At 68.9% G+C, this 20,970-nt stretch carries 20 protein-coding genes and 1 pseudogene; 15 read left to right on the top strand and 6 right to left on the bottom strand.

Annotated features, from left to right (window positions below; translation table 11 throughout):
* Positions 1 to 24: 24 nt before the first annotated feature.
* Positions 25 to 1,290, top strand: coding sequence for an MFS transporter (locus FHG54_RS03895; RefSeq protein WP_233437864.1), 1,266 nt, complete (start codon positions 25 to 27; stop codon positions 1,288 to 1,290).
* A 68-nt stretch (positions 1,291 to 1,358) separates the two neighbouring features.
* Here the strand turns inward: FHG54_RS03895 and FHG54_RS16485 are convergent.
* Positions 1,359 to 1,583, bottom strand: a pseudogene (locus FHG54_RS16485) (hypothetical protein); the annotation flags it as partial.
* Between the two features lie 252 nt (positions 1,584 to 1,835).
* Positions 1,836 to 2,792: an FKBP-type peptidyl-prolyl cis-trans isomerase gene (locus FHG54_RS03885; RefSeq protein ID WP_139416103.1), complete on the bottom strand. Its 957-nt coding sequence runs from the start codon at positions 2,790 to 2,792 to the stop codon at positions 1,836 to 1,838.
* A gap of 162 nt (positions 2,793 to 2,954) precedes the next feature.
* Here FHG54_RS03885 and FHG54_RS03880 point away from each other — a divergent pair, with 162 nt between their 5' ends.
* The 8 genes from FHG54_RS03880 to FHG54_RS03845 all read left to right on the top strand — a co-directional run bounded on the left by FHG54_RS03880 (position 2,955) and on the right by FHG54_RS03845 (position 10,101).
* On the top strand, positions 2,955 to 3,761 hold the full coding sequence (locus FHG54_RS03880; protein ID WP_139416102.1) for a class I SAM-dependent methyltransferase: 807 nt from the start codon (positions 2,955 to 2,957) through the stop codon (positions 3,759 to 3,761).
* Between the two features lie 54 nt (positions 3,762 to 3,815).
* On the top strand, positions 3,816 to 4,157 hold the full coding sequence (locus FHG54_RS03875; RefSeq protein WP_139416101.1) for an ArsR/SmtB family transcription factor: 342 nt from the start codon (positions 3,816 to 3,818) through the stop codon (positions 4,155 to 4,157).
* Positions 4,158 to 4,160: 3 nt separating this feature from the next.
* Complete coding sequence (locus FHG54_RS03870; protein WP_139416100.1) at positions 4,161 to 4,475, top strand: SRPBCC domain-containing protein; 315 nt, start codon at positions 4,161 to 4,163, stop codon at positions 4,473 to 4,475.
* Complete coding sequence (locus tag FHG54_RS03865) at positions 4,475 to 5,095, top strand: dihydrofolate reductase family protein (RefSeq protein ID WP_139416099.1); 621 nt, start codon at positions 4,475 to 4,477, stop codon at positions 5,093 to 5,095. The genes FHG54_RS03870 and FHG54_RS03865 overlap by 1 nt, the downstream gene beginning before the upstream one ends.
* Positions 5,096 to 5,331: 236 nt before the next feature.
* Entirely contained in the window at positions 5,332 to 6,522 is a 1,191-nt protein-coding gene (locus FHG54_RS03860; RefSeq protein WP_168197089.1) for an ABC transporter substrate-binding protein, read from the top strand.
* A 15-nt stretch (positions 6,523 to 6,537) separates the two neighbouring features.
* Positions 6,538 to 7,407, top strand: coding sequence for a branched-chain amino acid ABC transporter permease (locus FHG54_RS03855; protein WP_139416097.1), 870 nt, complete (start codon positions 6,538 to 6,540; stop codon positions 7,405 to 7,407).
* 1 nt (position 7,408) lies between these two features.
* The gene (locus FHG54_RS03850) at positions 7,409 to 9,400 is read left to right on the top strand and encodes a branched-chain amino acid ABC transporter ATP-binding protein/permease (protein ID WP_139416096.1); all 1,992 of its coding nucleotides are present in this window, start codon (positions 7,409 to 7,411) and stop codon (positions 9,398 to 9,400) included.
* Entirely contained in the window at positions 9,397 to 10,101 is a 705-nt protein-coding gene (locus tag FHG54_RS03845) for an ABC transporter ATP-binding protein (RefSeq protein ID WP_139416095.1), read from the top strand. Before FHG54_RS03850 ends, FHG54_RS03845 begins: the two co-directional genes overlap by 4 nt.
* Before the next feature lie 19 nt (positions 10,102 to 10,120).
* On the opposite strand, the gene FHG54_RS03840 is transcribed toward FHG54_RS03845, so the two are convergent.
* The gene (locus FHG54_RS03840) at positions 10,121 to 11,347 is read right to left on the bottom strand and encodes an ATP-binding protein (RefSeq protein ID WP_139416094.1); all 1,227 of its coding nucleotides are present in this window, start codon (positions 11,345 to 11,347) and stop codon (positions 10,121 to 10,123) included.
* Between the two features lie 111 nt (positions 11,348 to 11,458).
* Between FHG54_RS03840 and FHG54_RS03835 the strand changes: the two genes are divergently transcribed.
* From FHG54_RS03835 to mnhG, 6 genes are read left to right on the top strand one after another with little or no spacing between them, the layout of a single operon-like run.
* Positions 11,459 to 14,536, top strand: a complete 3,078-nt coding sequence (locus tag FHG54_RS03835; protein ID WP_139416093.1) for a Na+/H+ antiporter subunit A — start codon at positions 11,459 to 11,461, stop codon at positions 14,534 to 14,536.
* Positions 14,533 to 15,027 (top strand): sodium:proton antiporter, encoded by a 495-nt coding sequence (locus FHG54_RS03830; RefSeq protein WP_139416092.1) that lies wholly within the window; start codon positions 14,533 to 14,535, stop codon positions 15,025 to 15,027. Before FHG54_RS03835 ends, FHG54_RS03830 begins: the two co-directional genes overlap by 4 nt.
* Complete coding sequence (locus FHG54_RS03825) at positions 15,024 to 16,622, top strand: Na+/H+ antiporter subunit D (protein WP_139416091.1); 1,599 nt, start codon at positions 15,024 to 15,026, stop codon at positions 16,620 to 16,622. Before FHG54_RS03830 ends, FHG54_RS03825 begins: the two co-directional genes overlap by 4 nt.
* Positions 16,619 to 17,254, top strand: coding sequence for a Na+/H+ antiporter subunit E (locus tag FHG54_RS03820; protein WP_139416090.1), 636 nt, complete (start codon positions 16,619 to 16,621; stop codon positions 17,252 to 17,254). Before FHG54_RS03825 ends, FHG54_RS03820 begins: the two co-directional genes overlap by 4 nt.
* The gene (locus tag FHG54_RS03815; RefSeq protein WP_139416089.1) at positions 17,251 to 17,523 is read left to right on the top strand and encodes an MrpF/PhaF family protein; all 273 of its coding nucleotides are present in this window, start codon (positions 17,251 to 17,253) and stop codon (positions 17,521 to 17,523) included. Before FHG54_RS03820 ends, FHG54_RS03815 begins: the two co-directional genes overlap by 4 nt.
* Complete coding sequence (gene mnhG, locus FHG54_RS03810) at positions 17,520 to 17,873, top strand: monovalent cation/H(+) antiporter subunit G (RefSeq protein ID WP_139416088.1); 354 nt, start codon at positions 17,520 to 17,522, stop codon at positions 17,871 to 17,873. Before FHG54_RS03815 ends, mnhG begins: the two co-directional genes overlap by 4 nt.
* A gap of 430 nt (positions 17,874 to 18,303) precedes the next feature.
* On the opposite strand, the gene FHG54_RS03805 is transcribed toward mnhG, so the two are convergent.
* The 3 genes from FHG54_RS03805 to paaD all read right to left on the bottom strand — a co-directional run bounded on the left by FHG54_RS03805 (position 18,304) and on the right by paaD (position 20,962).
* Positions 18,304 to 19,089: an enoyl-CoA hydratase/isomerase family protein gene (locus tag FHG54_RS03805; protein WP_139416087.1), complete on the bottom strand. Its 786-nt coding sequence runs from the start codon at positions 19,087 to 19,089 to the stop codon at positions 18,304 to 18,306.
* A 170-nt stretch (positions 19,090 to 19,259) separates the two neighbouring features.
* A complete protein-coding gene (paaE, locus tag FHG54_RS03800; RefSeq protein WP_139416086.1) occupies positions 19,260 to 20,462 on the bottom strand; it encodes a 1,2-phenylacetyl-CoA epoxidase subunit PaaE in 1,203 nt (400 codons plus the stop codon).
* Complete coding sequence (gene paaD, locus FHG54_RS03795; RefSeq protein WP_139418291.1) at positions 20,462 to 20,962, bottom strand: 1,2-phenylacetyl-CoA epoxidase subunit PaaD; 501 nt, start codon at positions 20,960 to 20,962, stop codon at positions 20,462 to 20,464. Before paaD ends, paaE begins: the two co-directional genes overlap by 1 nt.
* Positions 20,963 to 20,970: the final 8 nt, after the last annotated feature.

The following is a 20,970-nucleotide window of genomic DNA, read 5'->3' as shown; positions in this document are numbered from 1 at the left end:
CAACAGCTTCAGCAAGAAGTGTCAATGGCGTCGAAGAAGAAGGTATTGATCGGCGTCAGTATCGGACAGTTCGCCGAGTTCTTCGACTTCACCCTGTACGGGCTGTCCGCCGTCATCCTTGCTGACTACTTCTTCCCTGCCGGCGATCGGTTCACGGGGCTCCTCGTCATCTTCGCCACCTTCGGTGTCGCGTTCGTCATGCGCCCGGTCGGCGGGCTGTTCTTCGGCGCGCTCGGCGACAGGATCGGGCGGCGGAACGTGCTGACCATCACCATCCTGTTGATGGGCATCTGCACGGCGCTCATCGGGCTGCTGCCTGGATACGCCCAGATCGGCTGGACCGCATCGATCCTGCTCGTGCTGGCGCGCCTCGGTCAGGGGTTCTCGGCGGGTGGTGAATCAGTGGGCGGACCGTCGTTCGTCTATGAGCACGCCCCGGTCGAGCGACGGGGTCTGTGGATCAACACCACACTCGCCGCGACTGCCATTCCGTCGGTGTTCGCCAGCGGTCTCATCCTGCTGCTTCGCGCGGTGCTCTCCGATGAGGTCTTCACCGACTGGGGTTGGCGTATTCCGTTCCTCCTGGCACTGCCGCTTGCGGGAATCGGTCTCTGGATTCGCATGCGCACCGAAGAGAGTGAGATGTTCAAGAACGCCGCGAAGGAGCGCCCGAAGGAGTTCAGTCCGATCAAGCAGTCGTTCCGAGACAACTGGGTCGGCATGCTCCAGGTGTTCTTCATCCTCGGCCTGACAGCGCTCGGGTTCTACACGCTGTCCGCCTACTTCGTCACCTACGTCCAGGTCGCCGGAAACCTCACGCAGGAACAGGCGCTGCTCACCAACGCCATCGCGATGGGCGTCTACACATTCTTGCTCATCTACGCGGGGCACCTCGGCGATCGATTCGGCCGCAAGCCGATGCTCATCGCCGGTTCGATCCTGCTTGCCGTCACCTCGATTCCGGCATTCGGCCTCGTGACCAGTGGAAACGTCTGGCTTGCGCTGGTCGGTCAGATGATCTTCCTCGTCTCCCTCGCCTGCTACGGGGGCGGCTCGCAGACCTTCTTCACCGAGCGCTTCCCGACCCAGACGCGCTTCACCTCCGCGGCGATCAGCTACAACGTCGCCTATGCGGTGATGGGTGGAACGGCACCGTTCGTGGGAACCTGGCTGGTCGAGAGCACCGGTGTGAACGCGGCGCCCGGCTACTACATGGCGATCTGCGCTGCGATCGTCGTCGCGCTCATCTTCATCTCCCGACTGCCGGAAACGCGCGGACGGCGCGGCTGAGCAGTCACCTCGCGGGGCGGGCATCGATGACCTCGGTGCCCGCCCTGTGCGCTCCCGCCGCTGATAGGTCATGAATGGGCCTTCTCTCGATCGTGGCTGATTGGGCCGGCGCGGTAGGTGACAGCGAGCTTGTCGAAGCGGGTCGCGATGCCACGCCCTTGCTTGACGTGGGCGAAGGAGCGCTCGACGACGTTGCGGTCTTTGTACGCGTCGGCGTCGAATGCGGGCGGCCTTCCGCCGTCGCGTCCTTTGCGCTTGCGGGCCGCGATCTGGTTGCTCTTCTCGGGAATGACGGCCGCCGGTGTCTTGCTCGGGGCGGGTCGTGTTCGTCGCGTGCTCGTGCGCCCGCGCGATCGTCGCGCCCACGCTCACGTCCCAGTCGATCAGGCCCGCCGCGTCAGCGCGGGCGAGAAGGGCTTGCAGCACGCCAGCAAAGGCCTGATCACAGCCTACTGCGCATCACTCAACCGGCGAGAACGAGAACGACGACGAGACGACACACGCCCAGTTTCCCCGATCAACCCCTACACATTTGGAGACACACCCTAGCTCGCGGCCTCGGTGCCCTCGATCTCGACGAGGAAGACGAGCGTCTGTCCGCCGAGCTCGTGCGCCGCGGCATCCGTGCCGTATGCGAGCTCCGGCGGAATGGTCACGATGACCTTGGAGCCGACCTTCTGGCCGACGAGTGCCGCGCCGAAGCCCTGGATGACGCCATCGGTCGGGAAGGTCGCGGGCTCGCCGCGCGTGTAGCTCTGGTCGAAGATCTCGCCCGTGGTCCAGCTGATGCCCTGGTACTGCACGGTGACATTGTCGCCGTCTTGCACCTCGTCGCCGTCGCCCTCTTCGAGCACCTTCATCTGCAGCTCGGTCGACGGGTCGGTGGCGGGCAGGGTCACGACGGGCGGCTCGCCGTCTGCGCCGAACTTCACCTCGGGAACGTTCTCGGTCCACTCGGCCGGCGTCAGGGGCTCCTGCACCTCGACGACGTCGATGACGATGACGACCGTCTCGCCGGCAGCGACGCCGATGGTCTCGTTGCCCGTGTCGCCGTAGAGCGTCGAGGCGGGCGCGACCGTCACGGTGCGGGAGCCGACCGGCACGCAATCGATGCCGGCGCGGAACGACTCGAAGACCTGCTCGTCGCCGACCTTGATCGTGGTCGGCTGCGAGAAGATGGCCTCGCCGCTCGTACCCGAGAACGCCGTCACGACGATGTTCATCGGGTCGCCGGCCGCGGTCTCATCGCCGTCGCCCTCGATGGCGACCGTGCGCTCGAGCTTCTCCGCCTCGAGCGGCGTGGCGAACTCGGCGGTCGGGGATCCGGCGAACTCGCCGTCGACCTTCACTCCGTCGCTGAGCTCACCGGCGGGCACGTCCATGCACGCCGCGGCGTCCGTCGTCGCCTCGGGCTCGTCGGGGGTGGTCGCACAACCGGCGAGGAGCAGGGCTGTCGCGGAGGCGAGCGCGAGGGGCGCGGCGCGGCGCAGGACACGGTTCATGGCAGAACGACTCGATTCGATCAGGGGTGGAATGCATACAGTCTGCACTGTTCGGCTTTCGATTGCCTGAGTCCCCGATCACGATTCGGCACGACGGCGGGCGGAAACGCCCGATCCGCGCAGAAACGCCCGATCCGCCGTCATGGAGGTCACAATGGACTGATGGGGGACAAGTCGGGGGAACCTGAACTCATCGGAGCATCCACGGCCGCGGCATCGATCGACCTCGACGACGCGCTCTGGAATCCGATCTCGACCGCAGCACTGGGGCGGGCGCATCCGCTCTTCGACGAACGGGTGCTCGACGCGTGCTGCGGTGACGGGGCGTCGGCCCTGTCGACCGCCGAACTCGTCGGCCCCGGCGGCGTCGTCGACGCGGTCGACCTCGCCGAGCCGCTTGTCGAGGCGGCCCGCGAACGAGCGGGTGAGCGGATGCCGCAGCTGCGGCTGCACGTCGCCGACGTCACGAGCTGGGAGCCGACGGGGTACGACCTCGTGCAGTGCGTGCTCGGCGTCATCGACTTCGACGATCTCGACGCCGGCACACGCCACCTGATCGAGCGCGCCAGGCCCGGCGGCCGGGTCGCGATCACGGTCTGGGCGCGCGGCGCGTTCGAGCCGTTGTACGACGTGCTCGCCGAGGCAGTGCCGGGGGCTTCGCGAGGTACCGAGATGCCGCGTGCTGCGGGCCTCGGGTCGATCGACACTGCGGGCACGCTGGCGCACTGGCTGACCGAGTTCGGGCTCGTCGGGGTTCGCGCGCACGCCGTGCAGCGGCACCTCGACCTCACGCCGGAGCTCGCATGGGCGCTCGCGCTCGGCACCGGGTTGCGAGCGCAGCTCGACGAGCTCGACGAGGCGTCGGTCGCCGAGGTGCGAGTGCGCTACCTGGCCGCGCTCGAGGATCGGGCCGTGACCTCGGTCGACGTGTCGACGCTCATCGCGATCGGTCATCGCCCGGTCGAGTGATGAACTCGAGCTGCGCCGCTTGAACACCTACCCATATGGGTATATGTTGTGACCATGGCACGAGCAGCGACGACCTCGGATGTCTTCAATGCGATCGCGGAGCCTCGGCGCCGAGACATCCTGACCCTGCTGCGCGCCGGCGAACGGCCCGTGTCGGAGCTCGCTGAGGAGCTGGGGATGTCCCAGCCGGGAGCATCCAAGCACCTGCGGGTGCTCCGCGAGGTCGGGTTGGTGCAGGACCGCAAGGCGGGAAAGCAGCGCGTGTACGGCCTCGACGCCGGTGGGCTGCGGGCGGTTCACGAGTGGACCGGCGGATTCGAGCAGTTCTGGAGCGAGAACTTCGACCGGCTGGACGCCTACGTGCAGGAACTCAAGCAGAAGAGGGAAGAGGAGTAGCTGATGACGACGACTGTCATGCACGGGCCCGACGGCACCGACTACCGCGAGTGGATCACCTGGACCGAGATCGTCCCGCCGGAGCGGATCGCGATGCTCCATGGCGAGTTCCGCGGCGACCCGAACGCGTTCGAGTCGGTCCTCACGTTCGAGTCCGTCGGGGAGTCCACCCGCGTCGAGATGCTCGCGGTGTTCCCCACCGCGGAGCTGCGCGACGAGGCGATCGAGCGGCACGGCGCGATCGAGGGCGGTCGGCAGACCCTGGCCAACCTGGCTGCCTACGTCGCGGAGGTCGTTTCGAAGGGAGCGTCGGACTGATGCCCGGAACGGTGTTCTTCAGCGTGTCGATGTCGCTCGACGGGTTCATCGCCCCCGAGTCGTCCGAGGAGCTGATGGGGCAGCAGTGGATGGAACTGCAGCAGTGGGCGTTCCGACAGCGGTTCTTCCGAGAGAACCTGAAGCTCGGGAAGGGCGGCGAGGAGGGGCGCGACAACGACATCGCGCAGGAGACGTTCGAGCGAACCGGCGCGAGCGTGATGGGCAAGCGCATATTCGACGCGGGCGAACGGATGTGGCCAGAAGAGCCCCCGTTCCACACACCGGTCTTCGTCGTGACTCACGAGGAGCGCGACCCGTGGGAGCGGCAGGGCGGAACCACCTTCCACTTCGTGAACGACGGCATCCACTCCGCCCTCGACCGTGCCCGCGAGGCCGCCGGCAACCGAGACGTCCGCATCGCGGGCGGCGGAGAGACGATCGTGCAATACCTCAACGCCGGCCTGGTGAACGAGTTCCACATTGCGCTCTCGCCCGTGCTGTTCGGCTCGGGAGTCCGCTTGTTCGAGGGCATCGACGCCGCCCGATGGGCACTCGACCTGGTCGACGCAGAGCCGTCGCCGCACACGACCCATCTCAGATACGCCGTGCGCGCGCGATGATCGACGGGGCGGCGGGGCCCGACCGCCCACATGGCCGATTGCTCATGCTCAGGCCCTGACGGGAGCCCGGATTCAGCATTCTGCACGCAGCATCCGTGTCTCTGTTGCGTAACGACGGCTTGCGGATGCCTCGTCGCGCACCGTATCTTCAAGGGTGTTGAAATAGTGACCGAATGGTCGGTCATGAATACCCTCGATGTCGAGAACCCGTTTGGGCTCAAAGGAGAGTTCGTCCCATGAACCGTGCGCAACGCCGTCTGCTCGTTCCAGCCGCGATCGCGGCATCCATCGCCCTCGCCCTCACCGGTTGCGGCGCCTCGAACTTCGGCGGCGACTCCGGCGACGACGGCGGCGCCGAAGAAGGCCCCATCAAGATCGGCGCCGTGCTCGACATCACGGGTGTCGGCGCGAACCTCGGCGTGCCCGAGCAGAACACGCTCAACATGCTCGCCGATCAGCTGAACGCCGACGGCGGCATCGACGGCCGCGAGGTCGAGCTCATCATCAAAGACAACCAGTCCACCGAAGACGGCGCCGCCAAGGCCACCACCCAGCTCATCGAGAACGACGACGTCGACCTCATCATCGGCGCCTCGCGAACTGGCCCCTCGCTCGCGATGCGGCCGCTCGTCGAGGCCGCCCAGATGCCGACGATCTCGGTCGCCGCGAACGCCGCGATCGTCGACGGCTCGGAGTGGGTCTTCAAGACCGCGCAGAACGACCTCGTCGTGCTCGAGCGCATCCTCGACGACGCCGAGTCGAAGGGCTACACGAAGCTCGCGCTCGTGCGCGACGCAACCGGCTTCGGCGAGGGCATCGGCGAGATCATCACCGAGCTCGGCTCGACCCGCGGCATCGAACTGACCGCGACCGAGTCGTTCGAGCCGAGCGCCACCGACTTCACCGCGCAGATGACGAACATCCGCGCGGCCGACGCCGACGCCGTCATCATCTGGGGCATCACCCCGTCGGCCGGCCTCGCCCAGGCCGCCTATGTGCAGCTCGGCGTCGGCAAACCGGTCTACCAGTCGCACGGTGTCGCGAACGACGCGTTCTTCGAGGCCGCCGGCCCCGCCGCCGACGGCGTCATCGCGCCGATGGGCCGCTTGCTCGTGGCCGACCAGCTGCCGGCCGACGACCCGCAGAAGGAGGTCATCGACCAGTTCATCGCCGACTACAGCGAGGCCTTCGGCTCGTCGCCCTCGAGCTTCGCCGGTCACGCCTACGACGCGTGGAAGATCGGCGTCGCCGCGATCGAAGAGGCCGGCACCGAGCCCGAGGCACTGCGCGATGCGATCCTCGGCACGACCGACTTCGTCGGCATCTCGGGCATCTTCACGATGACCCCGGAGGACCACTCGGGGCTCACCGCCGAAGCGCTCATCATGGCGCTCGCCGGCGACGGCCGCTGGAACCTGATCGAATAACGGAGCGTTCGAGCGTTGATCGACTTCCTCCAGCTCACGGTGGCAGGGCTGTCACAGGGATCTGTGTACGCCCTGCTCGCCGTCGGCCTCATCGCCACCTACACGGTGCGCCACGTCGTGAACATCGCCCAGGGCGACTACGCGACGCTGGCCGGCCTCGGCAGCATCTCGCTCGTCTCGGTCGGCCTGCCGCTGCCCGTCGCCATCCTCATCGCGCTCGTCTCTGTGACGCTCGCCTCGGTGATCATCGAGCGACTCGTCATCTCGCGCGTGAAGAACCTCACGACGCTCGTCTCGATCATCCTGACCCTCGGCGTCTCGACCCTGCTGCAGGCGATCATGCTCCTGATCTGGGGCGCGGAGGGGCGGCGCCTCCAGGCCTTCCCGGGCGACGACCTGAATCTCGGCGGCGTCAGCATCCGCTCGCAGGAGCTCTGGATGCTGGGCGCCCTCGTCGTGGTCGGCGGCGGCGTGCTGCTCTTCTACGAGAAGACCCGCTGGGGCAAGGCGTTGCGCGCGAGCGCCGAGCAGCCGGTCGCGGCGCGCATCGTCGGCATCTCGCCGGCCGCGGCCTCCATCATCGCCTTCGCGATCGCCGGATTCGTGGGTGCCGCCGCCGGCGTGGTCAGCTCGCCGATCTACCTCTCGATCTGGTCGGGCGGCCTGCTGCTCGGCCTCAAGGGCTTCGTCGCCGCGGTGCTCGGGGGGCTCGTCTCGTTCCGCGCGGCGATCGTCGGCGCGCTGCTGCTCGGCATCATCGAGTCGTACGTCGCCGGCTACGTGGCATCCGGGTGGAAGGACGCGGTCGCGTTCTTCATCCTCATCATCGTGCTGATCATCCGACCGGCCGGCCTCGTGCTGCGCCCGAACGCCGTGAGGGTCTGAGATGTCCTACCTGAACAAGGCCGCCATGCGGTCGAAGACCGGCTTCTGGCCCAACAACCGCGGCACGATCATCGGCGTCGCCGCGTTCGCCGTGATCATCGCGATCGTGCCGTTCACGGCGAGCTCGTCGATGATGAACATCGCCGTCTTCTCGATGATCTTCGCGCTGCCCGCGATCGGGCTCTCGCTGCTCATGGGGCTCGCCGGCCAGGTGAGCCTCGGGCAGGCGGCGTTCTTCGCGATCGGCGCGTACACGCACGCGATCCTGCTGCAGAAGTTCGAGTTGCCGGGCACGGTCGCGGCCGTCGGCGGCGTCGTCGCGGCCATGCTCGCGGCGCTCCTCGTCGGCCTGCCGATGCTGCGCCTGCGCGGACACTACCTCGCGCTCGCGACCCTCGGCCTCGGGTTCATCGTCATGATCGCCGTGCGCGAGTGGGACTTCACCGGCCGCACGACCGGCATCTACGGCTACGGCCGGCCCGAGGTCTTCGGCATCCCGATCGACAACAACGGACTGTTCTTCTGGTTCGTCGCGCCGTTCGTGCTCATCGGCCTCGTGCTCGCACTGAACCTGACCCGCTCACGCGCGGGCCGGGCGCTCTCGGCCGTCAACGACTCCGAGCTCGCGGCCGAGTCGCTCGGCGTCAACACCTACGCCCTGCGCGTGAAGGTGTTCACCCTCTCGGCCGGGTTCGCCGGACTCGGCGGCGTCTTCTACGCCTACCAGGTGCAGATCGTCTCGCCGCAGGTCGCCGAGTTCCACGTCTCGGTCGAACTGCTGCTGATGGTCGTCATCGGCGGGCTCGGCTCCGTCTGGGGCGCGATCGCCGGCGCCTTCATCGTCGAGCTCCTCTCCGAGGGCCTCCGCGACCTCATCCCCGCGATCATCCCGGGGGCCACGGGCGAGGTGCAGCTCATCGGCTATGGCCTCGTGCTGATCCTCGTGATCATCCTGCTGCCGGGCGGTCTCTACCAGGTCGTGAAGTCAGCGTGGGCGGCGATCACGAGATGGCGAGCGGATGCCGCGGCGCGACCCGTTCCCGACGGCACCGCCGACGGCGGCTCGGGCGAGGTGCCGACGCGCGCGTTCGGCGGCCTGCCGGGCGAGTCGCCGGGCGGCGGTCTCGACGCGGTGACGGATGCCGCGGCATCCGATGCCCGCATCCCCTCCGTCTCGACGCCGGTCGCGGCTGGCGAGCCGATCCTCGAGGTGTCGGGGCTCACGAAACGCTACGGCGGCGTGGTCGCCGTCGACGACGTGACCCTGACCGTGCCCGCCGGCCAGATCACGGGCCTCATCGGCCCGAACGGCGCGGGCAAGACGACGTGCTTCAACATGATCACGGGCGCGATCGCCCCGACCTCGGGCACGGTGCGCTTCCTCGGTGAGGAGATCCAGGGGCGCAAGCCGCACGTCGGCGCCGAGGCCGGCCTCACCCGCACCTTCCAGAACCTGCAGGTGTTCTCGTCGACCGATGTCGTCGGCAACGTCTACATGGGCCGCTTCCGCAAGGGCCGGGCCGGAATCCTCCGCGGCATGTTCGGCCTCCAGGGGCGCGAGCAGTACGCCCACGAGGAGATCGCCCACGACATCCTCGACTCGATGCGACTCGGCGACGTCGCGGGCCTGCCCGCCGGCGACCTGCCGTTCGGCCGCCAGCGCATGATGGAGGTGTGCCGTGCGCTCGCCGCCGAGCCCGCGCTGCTGCTGCTCGACGAGCCGATGGCCGGCCTCTCGGGCCACGAGCGCGAACTGCTCGCTCAGTTGCTGCGGGCGCTGCGCGATGCCGGACTCACGATCGTGCTCGTCGAGCACGACGTCGCCCAGGTGATGGCGCTCGCCGACTCGGTCGCGGTGCTCGACGACGGTGTGCTCATCGCGCACGGCGACCCCGAGTCGGTGCGCAACGACCCGGCGGTGATCGTCGCCTACCTCGGCACCGATGCCGAAGAGGCCGAGGCCGAGCTGAAGAAACTGGAGGAGCACTCATGACCCTCGAAGTCGTCGGCCTCGACGCCGGCTACGGCAAGCTCGCGATCCTGCACGAGGTGAGCCTCTCGGTCGCACCTGGCGAGATCGTGACGGTGGTCGGCTCGAACGGCGCCGGCAAGACGACGTTGCTGCGTGCGCTCAACGGGCTCATCAAGCCGACCGCCGGCACCGTCGCGATCGACGGCGTCGACATCACGGGCAAGGCGACCGAGAAGATGGCCGGGCTCGGGCTCACCCATGTGCCCGAGAACCGCCTGTGCTTCCCCTCGCTCTCGGTGCGCGACAACCTCATGCTCGGCGCCTGGAGCCGCGGCGGCAAGGGCGACCTCGCCGCGGTGGTCGAGCTCTTCCCTCGGCTGCAGCCACGACTCGGTCAGGCCGCAGGCACACTCTCGGGCGGCGAGCAGCAGATGGTGGCGATCGGCAGGGGCCTCATGGCCTCGCCGAAGGCGATCATGCTCGACGAACCGTCGATCGGGCTCGCGCCCAAGGTCGTCGCCGAGATCATGAAGGTGCTCACCGAGCTGCGCGGGCGCGGCATGGCGGTGCTGCTCGTCGAGCAGAACGTGCGTGCCTCGTTCGGCATCGCCGACCGGGCCGTCGTGATGCAGCGCGGCCGGGTCGTGCTCGAGGGCACGCCGCACGAGCTCGTCGAGCTGCCAGAGGTGCGAGGCGCGTACCTCGGAGGGGCGGCGGCCTGACTCGTGGAGCGCTCGCCCCTCAGGGCTTGGACTCGCGCGGCTTGCGTTTCTGCACCTCGGGCACCGTCAGCTCGGGCACGGCGCGCAGCATGAAGCGGTCGAAGTCGGGAACCGTGAAGGCGGCGTAGCCGTGCTCGGGCGTGTAGAGCATGCCCATGTCGATGAGCTCGGCTCGCGTCGGCCCGAGCTGGGTGGACTCCCGGCCCATCACCTTCGCGACATCCGATGCCTTCTGCGGCGCCGACCCCAGCTCGGCCATCGCGCGAAGGTACGCCGTCTGCAGCGGCGTGGTGCGGTCGAGGCGCACCCGGAAGAACGAGCCGTCGAGCTTCGTCTCGTACGCTTCGCGTGCGGTCGCGACATCCGCCCGCGTGACGCGGTCGCCTGCGGCGACGCCCCAGACCTGGGAGCCGAGCTCCTGGATGAAGTACGGATAGCCGCGCGTGATCGAGGCCGCGAGGTCGACCGCATCGTCGTCGAAACGCACCCCCTCGGCAGCGGCCGGTGCGGTGAGGGCCTCGCGCGCCGCCTCGCCCTCGAGCGAGCCGATGCGCGGAAAGGTGAACAACCGCTCCGCGTACGACTTCGCGTCTCCCGCGAGCTCGGCGATCTGCGGCAGCCCCGCTCCGACGAAGGTGATCGGGAGCCTGCGCTGCACCGTCTTGTGCACCGCCTGGATCAGGGCCTCGAGCTGCGAGCGGCCGAGGAACTGCAGCTCGTCGATGAGGAGCACGACGCCGCGGCCCTGTTCGGCTGCGGCCTCGCCGAGCGCGACGAACACGTCGGTGAGGTCCATGCCGAGGTCGCCGTGATTGCCCTGCCCTTCGGCCGGCGGAACGTCCCACGACACGCTGAACGCGCCGTGCCGGTCGACCGAGACCGCGAAGGCGCTCAGCACCTCGGCGGCCCGCCTGCTGCGCTCGCTCCAGCGGGCACGCGGCGAGAGCCGGAGCAGCGCCGCCTTCAGTTGCGAGAACATCGATTGCCGGAACCGGGCGTCGTCGTGCTTGGCCGCCTCGATCTCGACGACCTCCCAGCCGGCGGCACTCGCGATGTCCATGAACTGCCCGAGCAGCACCGTCTTGCCGACGCCGCGAAGCCCCGTGATGATCATCGACTGGTCGGTGCGTCCGCGCGACAGCCTGCTGAGAAGCACCCGGAAGGCGTCGAGTTCACCGTCTCTGCCCGCGACGATCTCTGGAGCAGCACCGGCGTTCGGCGTATACGGATTGCTGATGCTGTCCATGATCCAGATCTTAGATCTTTTACCAAACTTTATCGAGGCTTCATAAAACCGGCTAAAGAGTCGCTCGACTGCCGATAGACTGACACGACGGTGCGAGCGCGAGGAGGGTGAATGATCTTCAGCCTCGCCCTGTTCGGTGCGCTCGCCCTCGTCACGCCGCTGCTCACGCGCTGGCTCGGCCGGCGCGTCTTCGCCGTCATCGCGCTGCTGCCGGCCGCCGTCTTCGTGCTGCTGCTCACCTGGCTGCCCGGCGTGCTCGCGGGCTCCCCCGTCGTCGAGATCGTGCCGTGGATCCCGACCCTCGACATCGCGCTGAGCTTCCGGCTCGACGCGCTCGCCCTGCTCCTCGCGCTCATCGTCACGGGCGTCGGCGCCCTCGTGCTGCTCTACTGCATGCACTACTTCGCCGACGACGAACCCGCCCTCGGGCGGTTCGCAGCCCTCCTGCTCGCCTTCGCGGGCGTCATGTTCGGCCTCGTCACGGCCGACGACGTGTTCATCCTGTTCACGTTCTGGGAGGCCACGAGCGTGCTCTCCTACCTCCTCATCGGCCACTACACCGGCCGCAAAGAGAGCCGCGGTGCCGCGCTGCAGGCGCTGACCGTCACGACCTTCGGCGGGCTCGCGATGCTCGTCGGCCTCGTCATCCTGGCCGTCGACGGCGGCACGACCTCGCTCTCCGAGCTCATCGCCCACCCCGTCACCGGCGCGGCGGGCGAGTGGGCGATCGCGCTCGTGCTCATCGGCGCGATCTCCAAGAGCGCGCTCGTGCCGTTCCACTTCTGGCTTCCGGCCGCGATGGCCGCGCCGACCCCCGTGAGCGCCTACCTGCACGCGGCGGCCATGGTGAAGGCCGGCGTCTACCTCGTCGCCCGCCTCGCTCCCGGCTACGCAGACCTCGACGTGTGGCATCCGATCGTCATCGGCATCGGCGCGTTCACGATGCTCGTCGGCGGCTGGCGCGCGCTGCGCCAGTACGACCTGAAGCTCCTGCTGGCCTACGGCACCGTCAGCCAGCTCGGGTTCCTCATCATGGTCACGGGTCTCGGTACCCGCGACGCGGCGCTCGCCGGCGTCGCCCTGCTGCTCGCGCACGCCCTCTTCAAGGCGACCCTCTTCCTCGTCGTCGGCATCGTCGACCACGCCGCGGGCACGCGCGACTGGCGCAAGCTCTCGGGCGTCGGCCGGCGCATGCCCGTCATCGCGACGATCGCGTTCATCGCGGCCGCATCGATGGCCGGCGTGCCGCCGCTGCTGGGATTCGTCGCGAAAGAGGGGGTGTTCACGGCGTTCCTCGAGGCGGCCTCCGCGGGCGACCCGTGGGCGTGGGTCGCCCTCATCGGCGCTTTCGCGGGCTCCGTGCTGACGGTGGCCTATTCGGTGCGTTTCGTCTGGGGTGCCTTCGTCTCCAAGCCGGATGTCGCGGACTGCGCGCTGCACGCCCCGAGCCCCGCCATCGCGGTGGCGCCCGGCCTGCTCGCCGCGGCGAGCATCGTCTCGGCGTTCGCGATCCCGTTCATCGAGCCGCTGCTCACGAGCTACGCCGACGAACTGCCGGGCAGCCACGATTACCACCTCGCCATCTGGCACGGCCTCGAACCCGCCCTCGCGATCTCGGCCGCGGTGTTCGCCCTCGGCGCGCTGCTCGTGTGGGCCCGTGTACGTGTCGCGCGGCTGCAGGCGTCCATGGTCCCGGTGGTCGATTCCGCACGCGGCTACCTCAGCATGGTCTCGTTCATCGACCGCGTCGCCGCGTCGGTCACGCTGGCGACGCAGCACCAGGGCCTGCCCGGCTATCTCGCGATCATCGTCACGGTCTTCATCGGCGGGCTCGGCACGGCGACGGCGATGAACACGTCGTGGCCCGACGGCATCCGGCTCTGGGACTTCCCGGCGCAGCCGTTCATCGCGATCGTGATGGGCATTGCCGCCGTCGCGGCGGCCACGGTGCGCCAGCGCATGACGGCCGTGCTGCTCGTGAGCGTCACGGGCTACGGCCTCGTGCTCCTCTTCGGCATGTCAGGCGCCCCCGACCTCGCCCTCACCCAGGCCCTCATCGAGACGATCGTGCTCGTGGTCTTCGTGCTCGTGCTGCGTCGCCTGCCCAAGCAGATCGCCCAACGGAATCCACCGGTGCACAAGCTCGCCCGCGCCATCATCGGCTTCATCGCCGGGCTCGTGATGGGCGTCATCGGACTCGTCGCCCTCGGCGCCCGCATCCAGCCGACCATCGCCGACGGGCTCCCCGCCCTCGCGCTCGAGGCGCACGGCAAGAACATCGTGAACGTACTGCTCGTCGACATCCGCGCCTGGGACACCCTCGGCGAGATCTCGGTGCTGGTGGCGGTCGCCACCGGCGTCGCGAGCCTGATCTTCGTCTCGGGGCGCACGGGCGGGGCGCCTCGCCTCGGCGACTTCGACACCGATTTCGAGATCGACCGGCGACAGCGCCTCCGTCCGGTGCCCGAGCCGGCCTGGAGCATCCGCGCCCCCCGCACCAGCCTGGCCGACACCGAAGGCGAGACGGATGCCGCGGCCGAAGCCGCGACGACCAGGCAGACGTGGATCCTCGCAGGACGCACCATCTCACCGCGCAACCGCTCGATCCTCATCGAGGTGCTCGTGCGGCTGCTCTTCCACCCGGCGATCGTCGTCTCGGTCTTCCTGCTGTTCGTCGGGCACAACTCGCCGGGCGGCGGGTTCGCCGGCGGCCTGCTCGCGGGGCTCGCCCTCGTGGCGCGCTACCTCGCCGGGGGGCGATACGAACTGGGTGAGGCGGCTCCCGTCGATGCCGGGCGGCTGCTCGGCACCGGCCTGCTGCTCGCGGCCGGCACGGCGGCCGGGTCGCTCTTCTTCGGGGGGCTCCCACTCGAGTCGACCTGGTTCGAATACGAGGTGCCGGTCCTCGGCACCATCTCGATCGGCACGTCGACGCTCTTCGACATCGGCGTGTACCTCGTGGTCGTCGGGCTCGTGCTCGACATCCTGCGGTCGCTCGGCGGCGAGGTCGACCGGCAGGAGGAGCAGTCGGGCGACGGCGACAGCATCGACGGCGGCGATCTCGACCGCGCCGTCGAAGTGATCGAGCAGGGCGAGGGGCCCGAGGTCGCCGAACGACCCGAGCACGTCGGCTCCGAACTCGTGACCCCCCTCACCGGCGACGAGCGACCCGAGGAGGCACGCAGATGACCGGCTCGCTGACCCTCGTGCTGCTCATGGCCGTGCTCTTCGGAGCCGGCATCTCGATCATGCTCGAGCGCAGCCTCACCCGCGTGCTCATCGGGTTCCTGCTCGTCGGCAACGCCGTGAACATCCTCATCTACCTCATGAGCGGCACTCCCGGACTCGCGCCGATCCTGAACGACGGCGTCGACCCCGAGGCGATCTCCGACCCACTGCCGCAGGCGTTCGTCCTCACGGCGATCGTGATCAACCTCGGCATCACCGCGTTCATGCTGGCACTCATCTACCGCTCATGGTGGCTCGCACAGCTCGGCGAGAAGGGCGACCTCGTCGACGACGAGGCCGACGACCTCGAAGACGCCGAGGAGACGGCCGATCTCATCCGCATGTCGGCCGCCGATGACGCCGCCATCCAGCAGATCATCGACGCGAGCGACGAGGAGCCCGAAAACGCCATGAGCCCGTCGGACGACGACGACAGCGAGGTGCGTCCGTGACCGCCGCACTCGTGCCCCTCGTCGTGCTGCTCCCCCTGCTCGGTGCGGCGACGGCGCTCATCCTCGGTCGCCACCGCCGCGCGCAGATGGCGGTGAGCACGACCGTGCTCGCTGCCGTCGCCGCGATCGCGATCGTGCTGCTCGTCACCGTCGACGGCGGCGAGCCGATGGCGGTCAACGTCGGTGGCTGGGAGGCGCCGTTCGGCATCGTGCTGGTCGTCGACCGGCTCTCGGCGATCATGCTGATCGTCTCGGCGATCGTGCTGCTCGTCGTGCTCGTGTATGCGGTCGGGCAGGGTGTCGCCGACCGGCATCGCGAGACGCCGGTGTCGATCTTCCATCCGAGCTACCTGATCCTGTCGGCGGGCGTGTTCAACGCGTTCATCGCCGGCGACCTGTTCAACCTCTACGTCGGGTTCGAGATCCTGCTGTCGGCGAGCTACGTGCTGCTGACCCTCGGCGGCACGGGCGAGCGCATCCGGGCGGGCGTCACGTACATCATCGTGAGCCTCGTCTCGTCGCTGTTCTTCCTCAGTGCGATCGCACTGATCTACGGAGCGGCGGGCACGGTGAACATCGCCCAACTGTCGGTGCGCATCGCCGAGCTGCCGGCGAGCGTGCAGCTCATCCTGCACCTGCTGCTGCTCATCGCATTCGGCATCAAGGCGGCCGTCTTCCCGCTGTCGTTCTGGCTGCCGGATTCGTATCCGACCGCTCCGGCCCCGGTCACCGCGGTGTTCGCGGGCCTGCTCACGAAGGTGGGCGTCTACGCCATCATCCGCACCGAGACCGTGATCTTCGCCGACCACGACCTCTCGATGCTGCTCATGATCATCGGTGGGCTGACCATGCTCATCGGCATCCTCGGCGCGCTCACCCAGGCCGACATCAAGCGATTGCTCTCGTTCACGCTCGTCAGCCACATCGGGTACATGATCTTCGGCATCGGCGTGGGCACCCAGCTCGGGCTCGCCGCCACGATCTACTACGTCGTGCACCACATCACGGTGCAGACGACGCTGTTCCTCACGACCGGACTCATCGAACGCTTCGGCGGTGCCACGTCGATCAACCGTCTCTCGGGCCTGCTGAAGGCCTCGCCCCTGCTCGCCATCCTGTTCTTCATCCCGGCGCTGAACCTCGGCGGCATCCCGCCGTTCTCCGGGTTCCTCGGCAAGGTCGGGCTGTTCCTCGCCGGTGCCGAAGACGCGGGCGCGACGGGGGCCGACGCAGCAGGCGCAGGTTCGGCCTGGCTCATCTGGATCCTGATCGCCACCGGCGCGATCACCTCGCTCATCACCCTGTACGCGCTCACCCGCTTCTGGAACATGGCGTTCTGGCGCCGCCGCGAAGAACTCGACGGCTACGAATCCGCGTTGCTCGGCTCGGTGCTCGAGGCTCCCGAGGGGGCCACCGTCACCGCGAAGCGCACCACGCCGGTGCTGATGGTCGCCGCGACGACCACGCTCGTCGTACTGACCATCATGCTCACGGTGTTCGCCGGGCCCATGTTCGAGCTCACGAGCCGCGCCGCCGACGGCCTCACCAACCCCGATGTGTACGTGTCGCTCGTGTTCCCCGGAGGCACTCGATGACCCGCACCGAACACGAGACCTCGCGCTGGCGGCTGGTGTGGCGCCAGCTTCCGCTGCTCATCGCGCTCGTCGCGCTGTGGCTGTTCCTGTGGGACCACATCGACGTGCTCACGATCACCACGGGCGTGCTGCTCGCGATCGCGGTCACCCGGGTGCTGTACCTCCCGCCCATCCTGCTCAGCGGGCGCTTCAACCCGTGGCACGGACTCGTCTTCGGGCTCCGCATGATGGGCTGGGTGACGGTCGCCTCCCTCCAGGTCGGCTTCCTCGCCGTGAACCCGCGCTGGCATCCGATGAACTCGATCATCGCCATCCAGCTGCTCACCCGCTCCGATCTCGTCACGACCCTCACGGCAGAGGCGACCTCGGTCGTGCCGGGCACGGTCGTCGTCGACATCGACCGCGAGCGCGGCCTGCTCTACCTGCACGTGCTCGGCACTCGCACCGCTGCAGACATCGAGCGCAACCGGCTCCAGGTGCTCGGAATGGAGGAGGGCATCGTGCTCGCGATCGGCACCCGCGAGCAGGCGGCATCCGTGCGCGAGGCCCGGCGGGCGCGACGTGCAGCCGGCCGGTCGGCTGCGGGGTCCGGCCCTGAATCCACCCGCTCCTCGAAGGGAGACCCATCATGACATTCCTCGGAGTCGTCGCCGTGCTCGCCGGTCTCATGTTCGGCATCGGCGCGATCGCGGCGGTCTACCACATCATCCGTGGGCCGTCGATCCTCGACCGTGCGCTCGCGACCGACGTGCTGCTCGCGATCGCGATCTGCTCGCTCGGCGCCGAGATGGCCATCAACCGCCACACCGACACCCTCGTGGTGATGCTGGTGCTCGCGATGTTCGCCGTGGTCGGCTCGATCTCCATCGCCCGGTTCATGGCCAGACAGGATGTCTCGTGAGCGCCGCGGAGATCGCCACCGGACTGCTCATCCTGGTGAGCGCGTTCCTCTCGATGGCCGCGGGCATCGGCATCGTCCGGTTTCCCGACGTGCTCACCCGCCTGCACGCCGCGACGAAGCCGCAGGTGCTCGGGCTCGCCTCGGTGCTCGTCGCGATCGTCGTACAGGTGCCGACCTGGGGCGTGCTCACGACGGTCGTGCTCGTCATGACGTTCCAGCTGCTGACCCAGCCGATGACGGCGCACATGCTGGGCCGGGCCGCGTACCGCAGCGATCACGTGCGCCGCGACCTGCTCATCGAGGACGACCTCGACCACGACATCGCCGAGCACGACCAGACCGGGCGCTGAGGCCGGCGTCGAGGCAGCAGACTCTCGCCGACCAACCCGTCGAGGCAGACTCTCGCCGACCAACCCGTCGACGAACTCGGGCCGTCTCCTTGCTCCGACGGTTCCCTTCCAGCGTGTGCCAGTTCCCCCTCATCGATGAGGGGGAACTGGCACACCCGAATCAGGAACGCCAAGCCCACTCACCATCCGGGGAGGCGGAACTGGCACACCCGAATCAGGAACGCCAAGCCCACTCACCAACGCGGGAGGCGGAACTGGCACACCCGAATCAGGAACGCCAAGCCCACTCACCAACCGGGGAGGGAGAACTGGCACACCCGAATCAGGAACGCCAAGCCCACTCACCAACGCGGGAGGGGGAACTGGCACACTCCGAGAAGCGCCTGCGTCCGTGTCCTGAACGGAAGGCACGCGAACACAACGCGCGGTCTCAGCCGCGCCCGGTGAACTCGGGCTTCCGTTTCTCCTGGAATGCGGCGAAGCCCTCACGGTAGTCGGCGGTGTCGCAGAGCGCGGCCTGTGCACGGTTCTCCTCGGCCATCGAGGCCCAGAGTCCGAGCCGGTCGTCGCGGAGCGCTGCGACGAGCCGCTTCGAGGCGACGAAGGCCCGAGTGGCCCCGGATGCCGCGGCGCGGGCCGCGGCGCGGGTGGCATCCGTCACCTCATCGGCCGGCATGGCCTGCGAGAAGAGGCCGGCCGCAACCGCCTCGGCACCCGTCATGAGCCGGCCGGTGACGATGAGGTCCATGGTGCGATGTGCACCGAGGCGCTCGACGAAGAGCGCGTGGCCGCCCGAGTCGAGGGTCGCCCCGAGGTTCGCGAACGGCGAGCCGATCTTCGCGGTGTCGGCGACGTAGACGATGTCGGTGGCGATGAGCAGTCCGAGGCCGACGCCGAGGCACGCACCGTGCGCGACGGCGAAGGTCGGCACGGGGATGCCGGCCATGCGCTGCAGCAGCGGCTCGACGAGTCCGCCGAGGTAGCCGAGCACGTCGTCCTCGCGCGGATCGACGCCCGAGATGTCCCGGCCCGCGCAGAATGCGCGCCCCTCGCCGCGCAGCACGAGCGCACGGATGTCGCCGGCCTGCGCCATCCGCTCGGCCTCGCTGTAGGCCGCGGCCAACTCGCCGATCGCCGCCTCATCGAGCGCGTTGAGCCGGTCGGGTGCGTTCAGCACCACCTCGGCGATGCCGCCGTCCACGTCGAGATCGATCATCCTTCAACCCTTCCACTCGCCCCACTACTTTTCTCAGGAGATTCTCGCCCGTCGCCGCCGATTCCCGCCCGTTTCTCCTGAGAACCGCACGATTCGGGAGGGTCGTTCCTGAAAACGGTGAGGGAGTGGGGTGAGGGAGTGGGGTGAGGGAGTGGGGCGAGGGGCATGGGTCACCCGTCGTAGTCGACGACGACGCGCTCGGACTTGGGGTGCGACTGGCACGTCAGCACGTAGCCGCGTTCGAGCTCGTCGGGTTCGAGTGCGTAGTTCTCGGTCATGGCGACGCTGCCCTCGATGACGCGCGCACGGCACGTGCCGCACACGCCGCCGGCGCACGCGAAGGGCACGTCGGGCCGGATGCGCAGCGCCGCATTCAGGATCGACTCGTTCGCGCTCACGGGGCTCTCGACGGTCGTCGACTGCCCGTCGAGGGTGAACTCGATCGCGACGGTCGGCTCACCGCGCTCCACCACGACGGGGCGGCCGTGCCGCGGTTCGACCCGGTCGGCGTCGGTCGTGAAGAGCTCGTACCGCACGTGCTTCGCGGGAACATCGCGCGCCTCGAGGGTGTCGCGCGCGAGCTGCACGAGCTCGAACGGCCCGCAGAGGAACCACTCGTCGACCGTCTCAGGCCGGATCAGCACGTCGAGCATGCGCTCGAGCTTCTCGCCGTCGATGCGCCCCGACAGGAGCGGCGCGGTGCGCTGCTCGCGCGAGAGCACGTGGTGCAGCGCGAGGCGCGACGGGTAGCGGTCCTTCAGCTCGGCGAGTTCCTCGAGGAACATCACGTCGAGCGTCGAGCGGTTCGTGTAGACGAGCTCGAACTCGGATGTCGCGGAGCGTGCCAGCACCGTGTGGGCGAGCGCCATGAGCGGCGTGATGCCAGAGCCCGCGGCGATGCCGACGACGTGCTTGCCGTCGAGCGCGTCGAGGCTCGAGGTGAACGTGCCCTGCGGGCTCATCACGTCGAGGCGGTCGCCCGCGACGAGCTCGGTGTTCGCCCACGTCGAGAAGAGACCGCCGAGATCGCGCTTGATCGCGACCGAGAGCGTGGTGCCCGAGCCCGTCGAAGGCGTGGGCGGGCGACAGATCGAGTAGCTGCGGCGCAGCTCGTGGCCGTCGAGTTCCTTGCGCAGCGCCACGTACTGGCCCGACATGTAGGTGTAGTCGGCGGCGAGGGCGTCGGGCACCGCGAAGGTGACCTCGACGGCATCTGCCGTGAGCGGGCGCACCTCGGCGACCTCGAGCGAGTGGAAGCGCGCGCGGTGGCGCTTCGCGACGTGTTCGCCGCCGACGGTGCTCTGCAGGAACGCCGCGGCGACCGCAGCGTCGGGTGTCGGGGTCGCCGTGGCCCCCAGGTTGCGGGCGGCCATCAGAGCACCTTGAAGTAGTCGAACGGTTCGAGGCAGTCGCGGCACTCGTAGAGCGCCTTGCACGAGGTCGAGCCGAAGCGGGCGAGTTCGCGGGTGTTCAGCGAGTCGCAGCGCGGGCACTTCACGGCGAGCGCCACCCGCACCGGGCCCGACGGGCGAGCGGCGGCGTTGCCGCTCGGCGCCTGGATGCCGTAGCGGCGGAGCTTCTCCTTGCCGGCCTCGCTCATCCAGTCGGTGGTCCACGCTGGGGCGAGCACGAGGTCGACCTGCACCTCGTCGTACCCGGCGTGCGTGAGCGCGAGCAGCACGTCGTCGCGCATGGCGTCGAGCGCCGGGCATCCGCTGTACGTGGGGGTCAATTGCACGCGAACGCGACCGTCGTCGTCGATCTCGACCGAGCGCAGCACGCCGAGGTCTTCGATCGTGAGCACCGGAATCTCGGGGTCGGTCACGGTCGCCGCCGCCTGCCAGGCGCGACGGGCCGCCGGGTCGGTCGGCACCGGCCGGG

This window comes from Agromyces laixinhei, from assembly GCF_006337065.1.
GTDB lineage: Bacteria > Actinomycetota > Actinomycetes > Actinomycetales > Microbacteriaceae > Agromyces > Agromyces laixinhei.
This window is presented reverse-complemented; position numbering and strand designations above follow the sequence as displayed.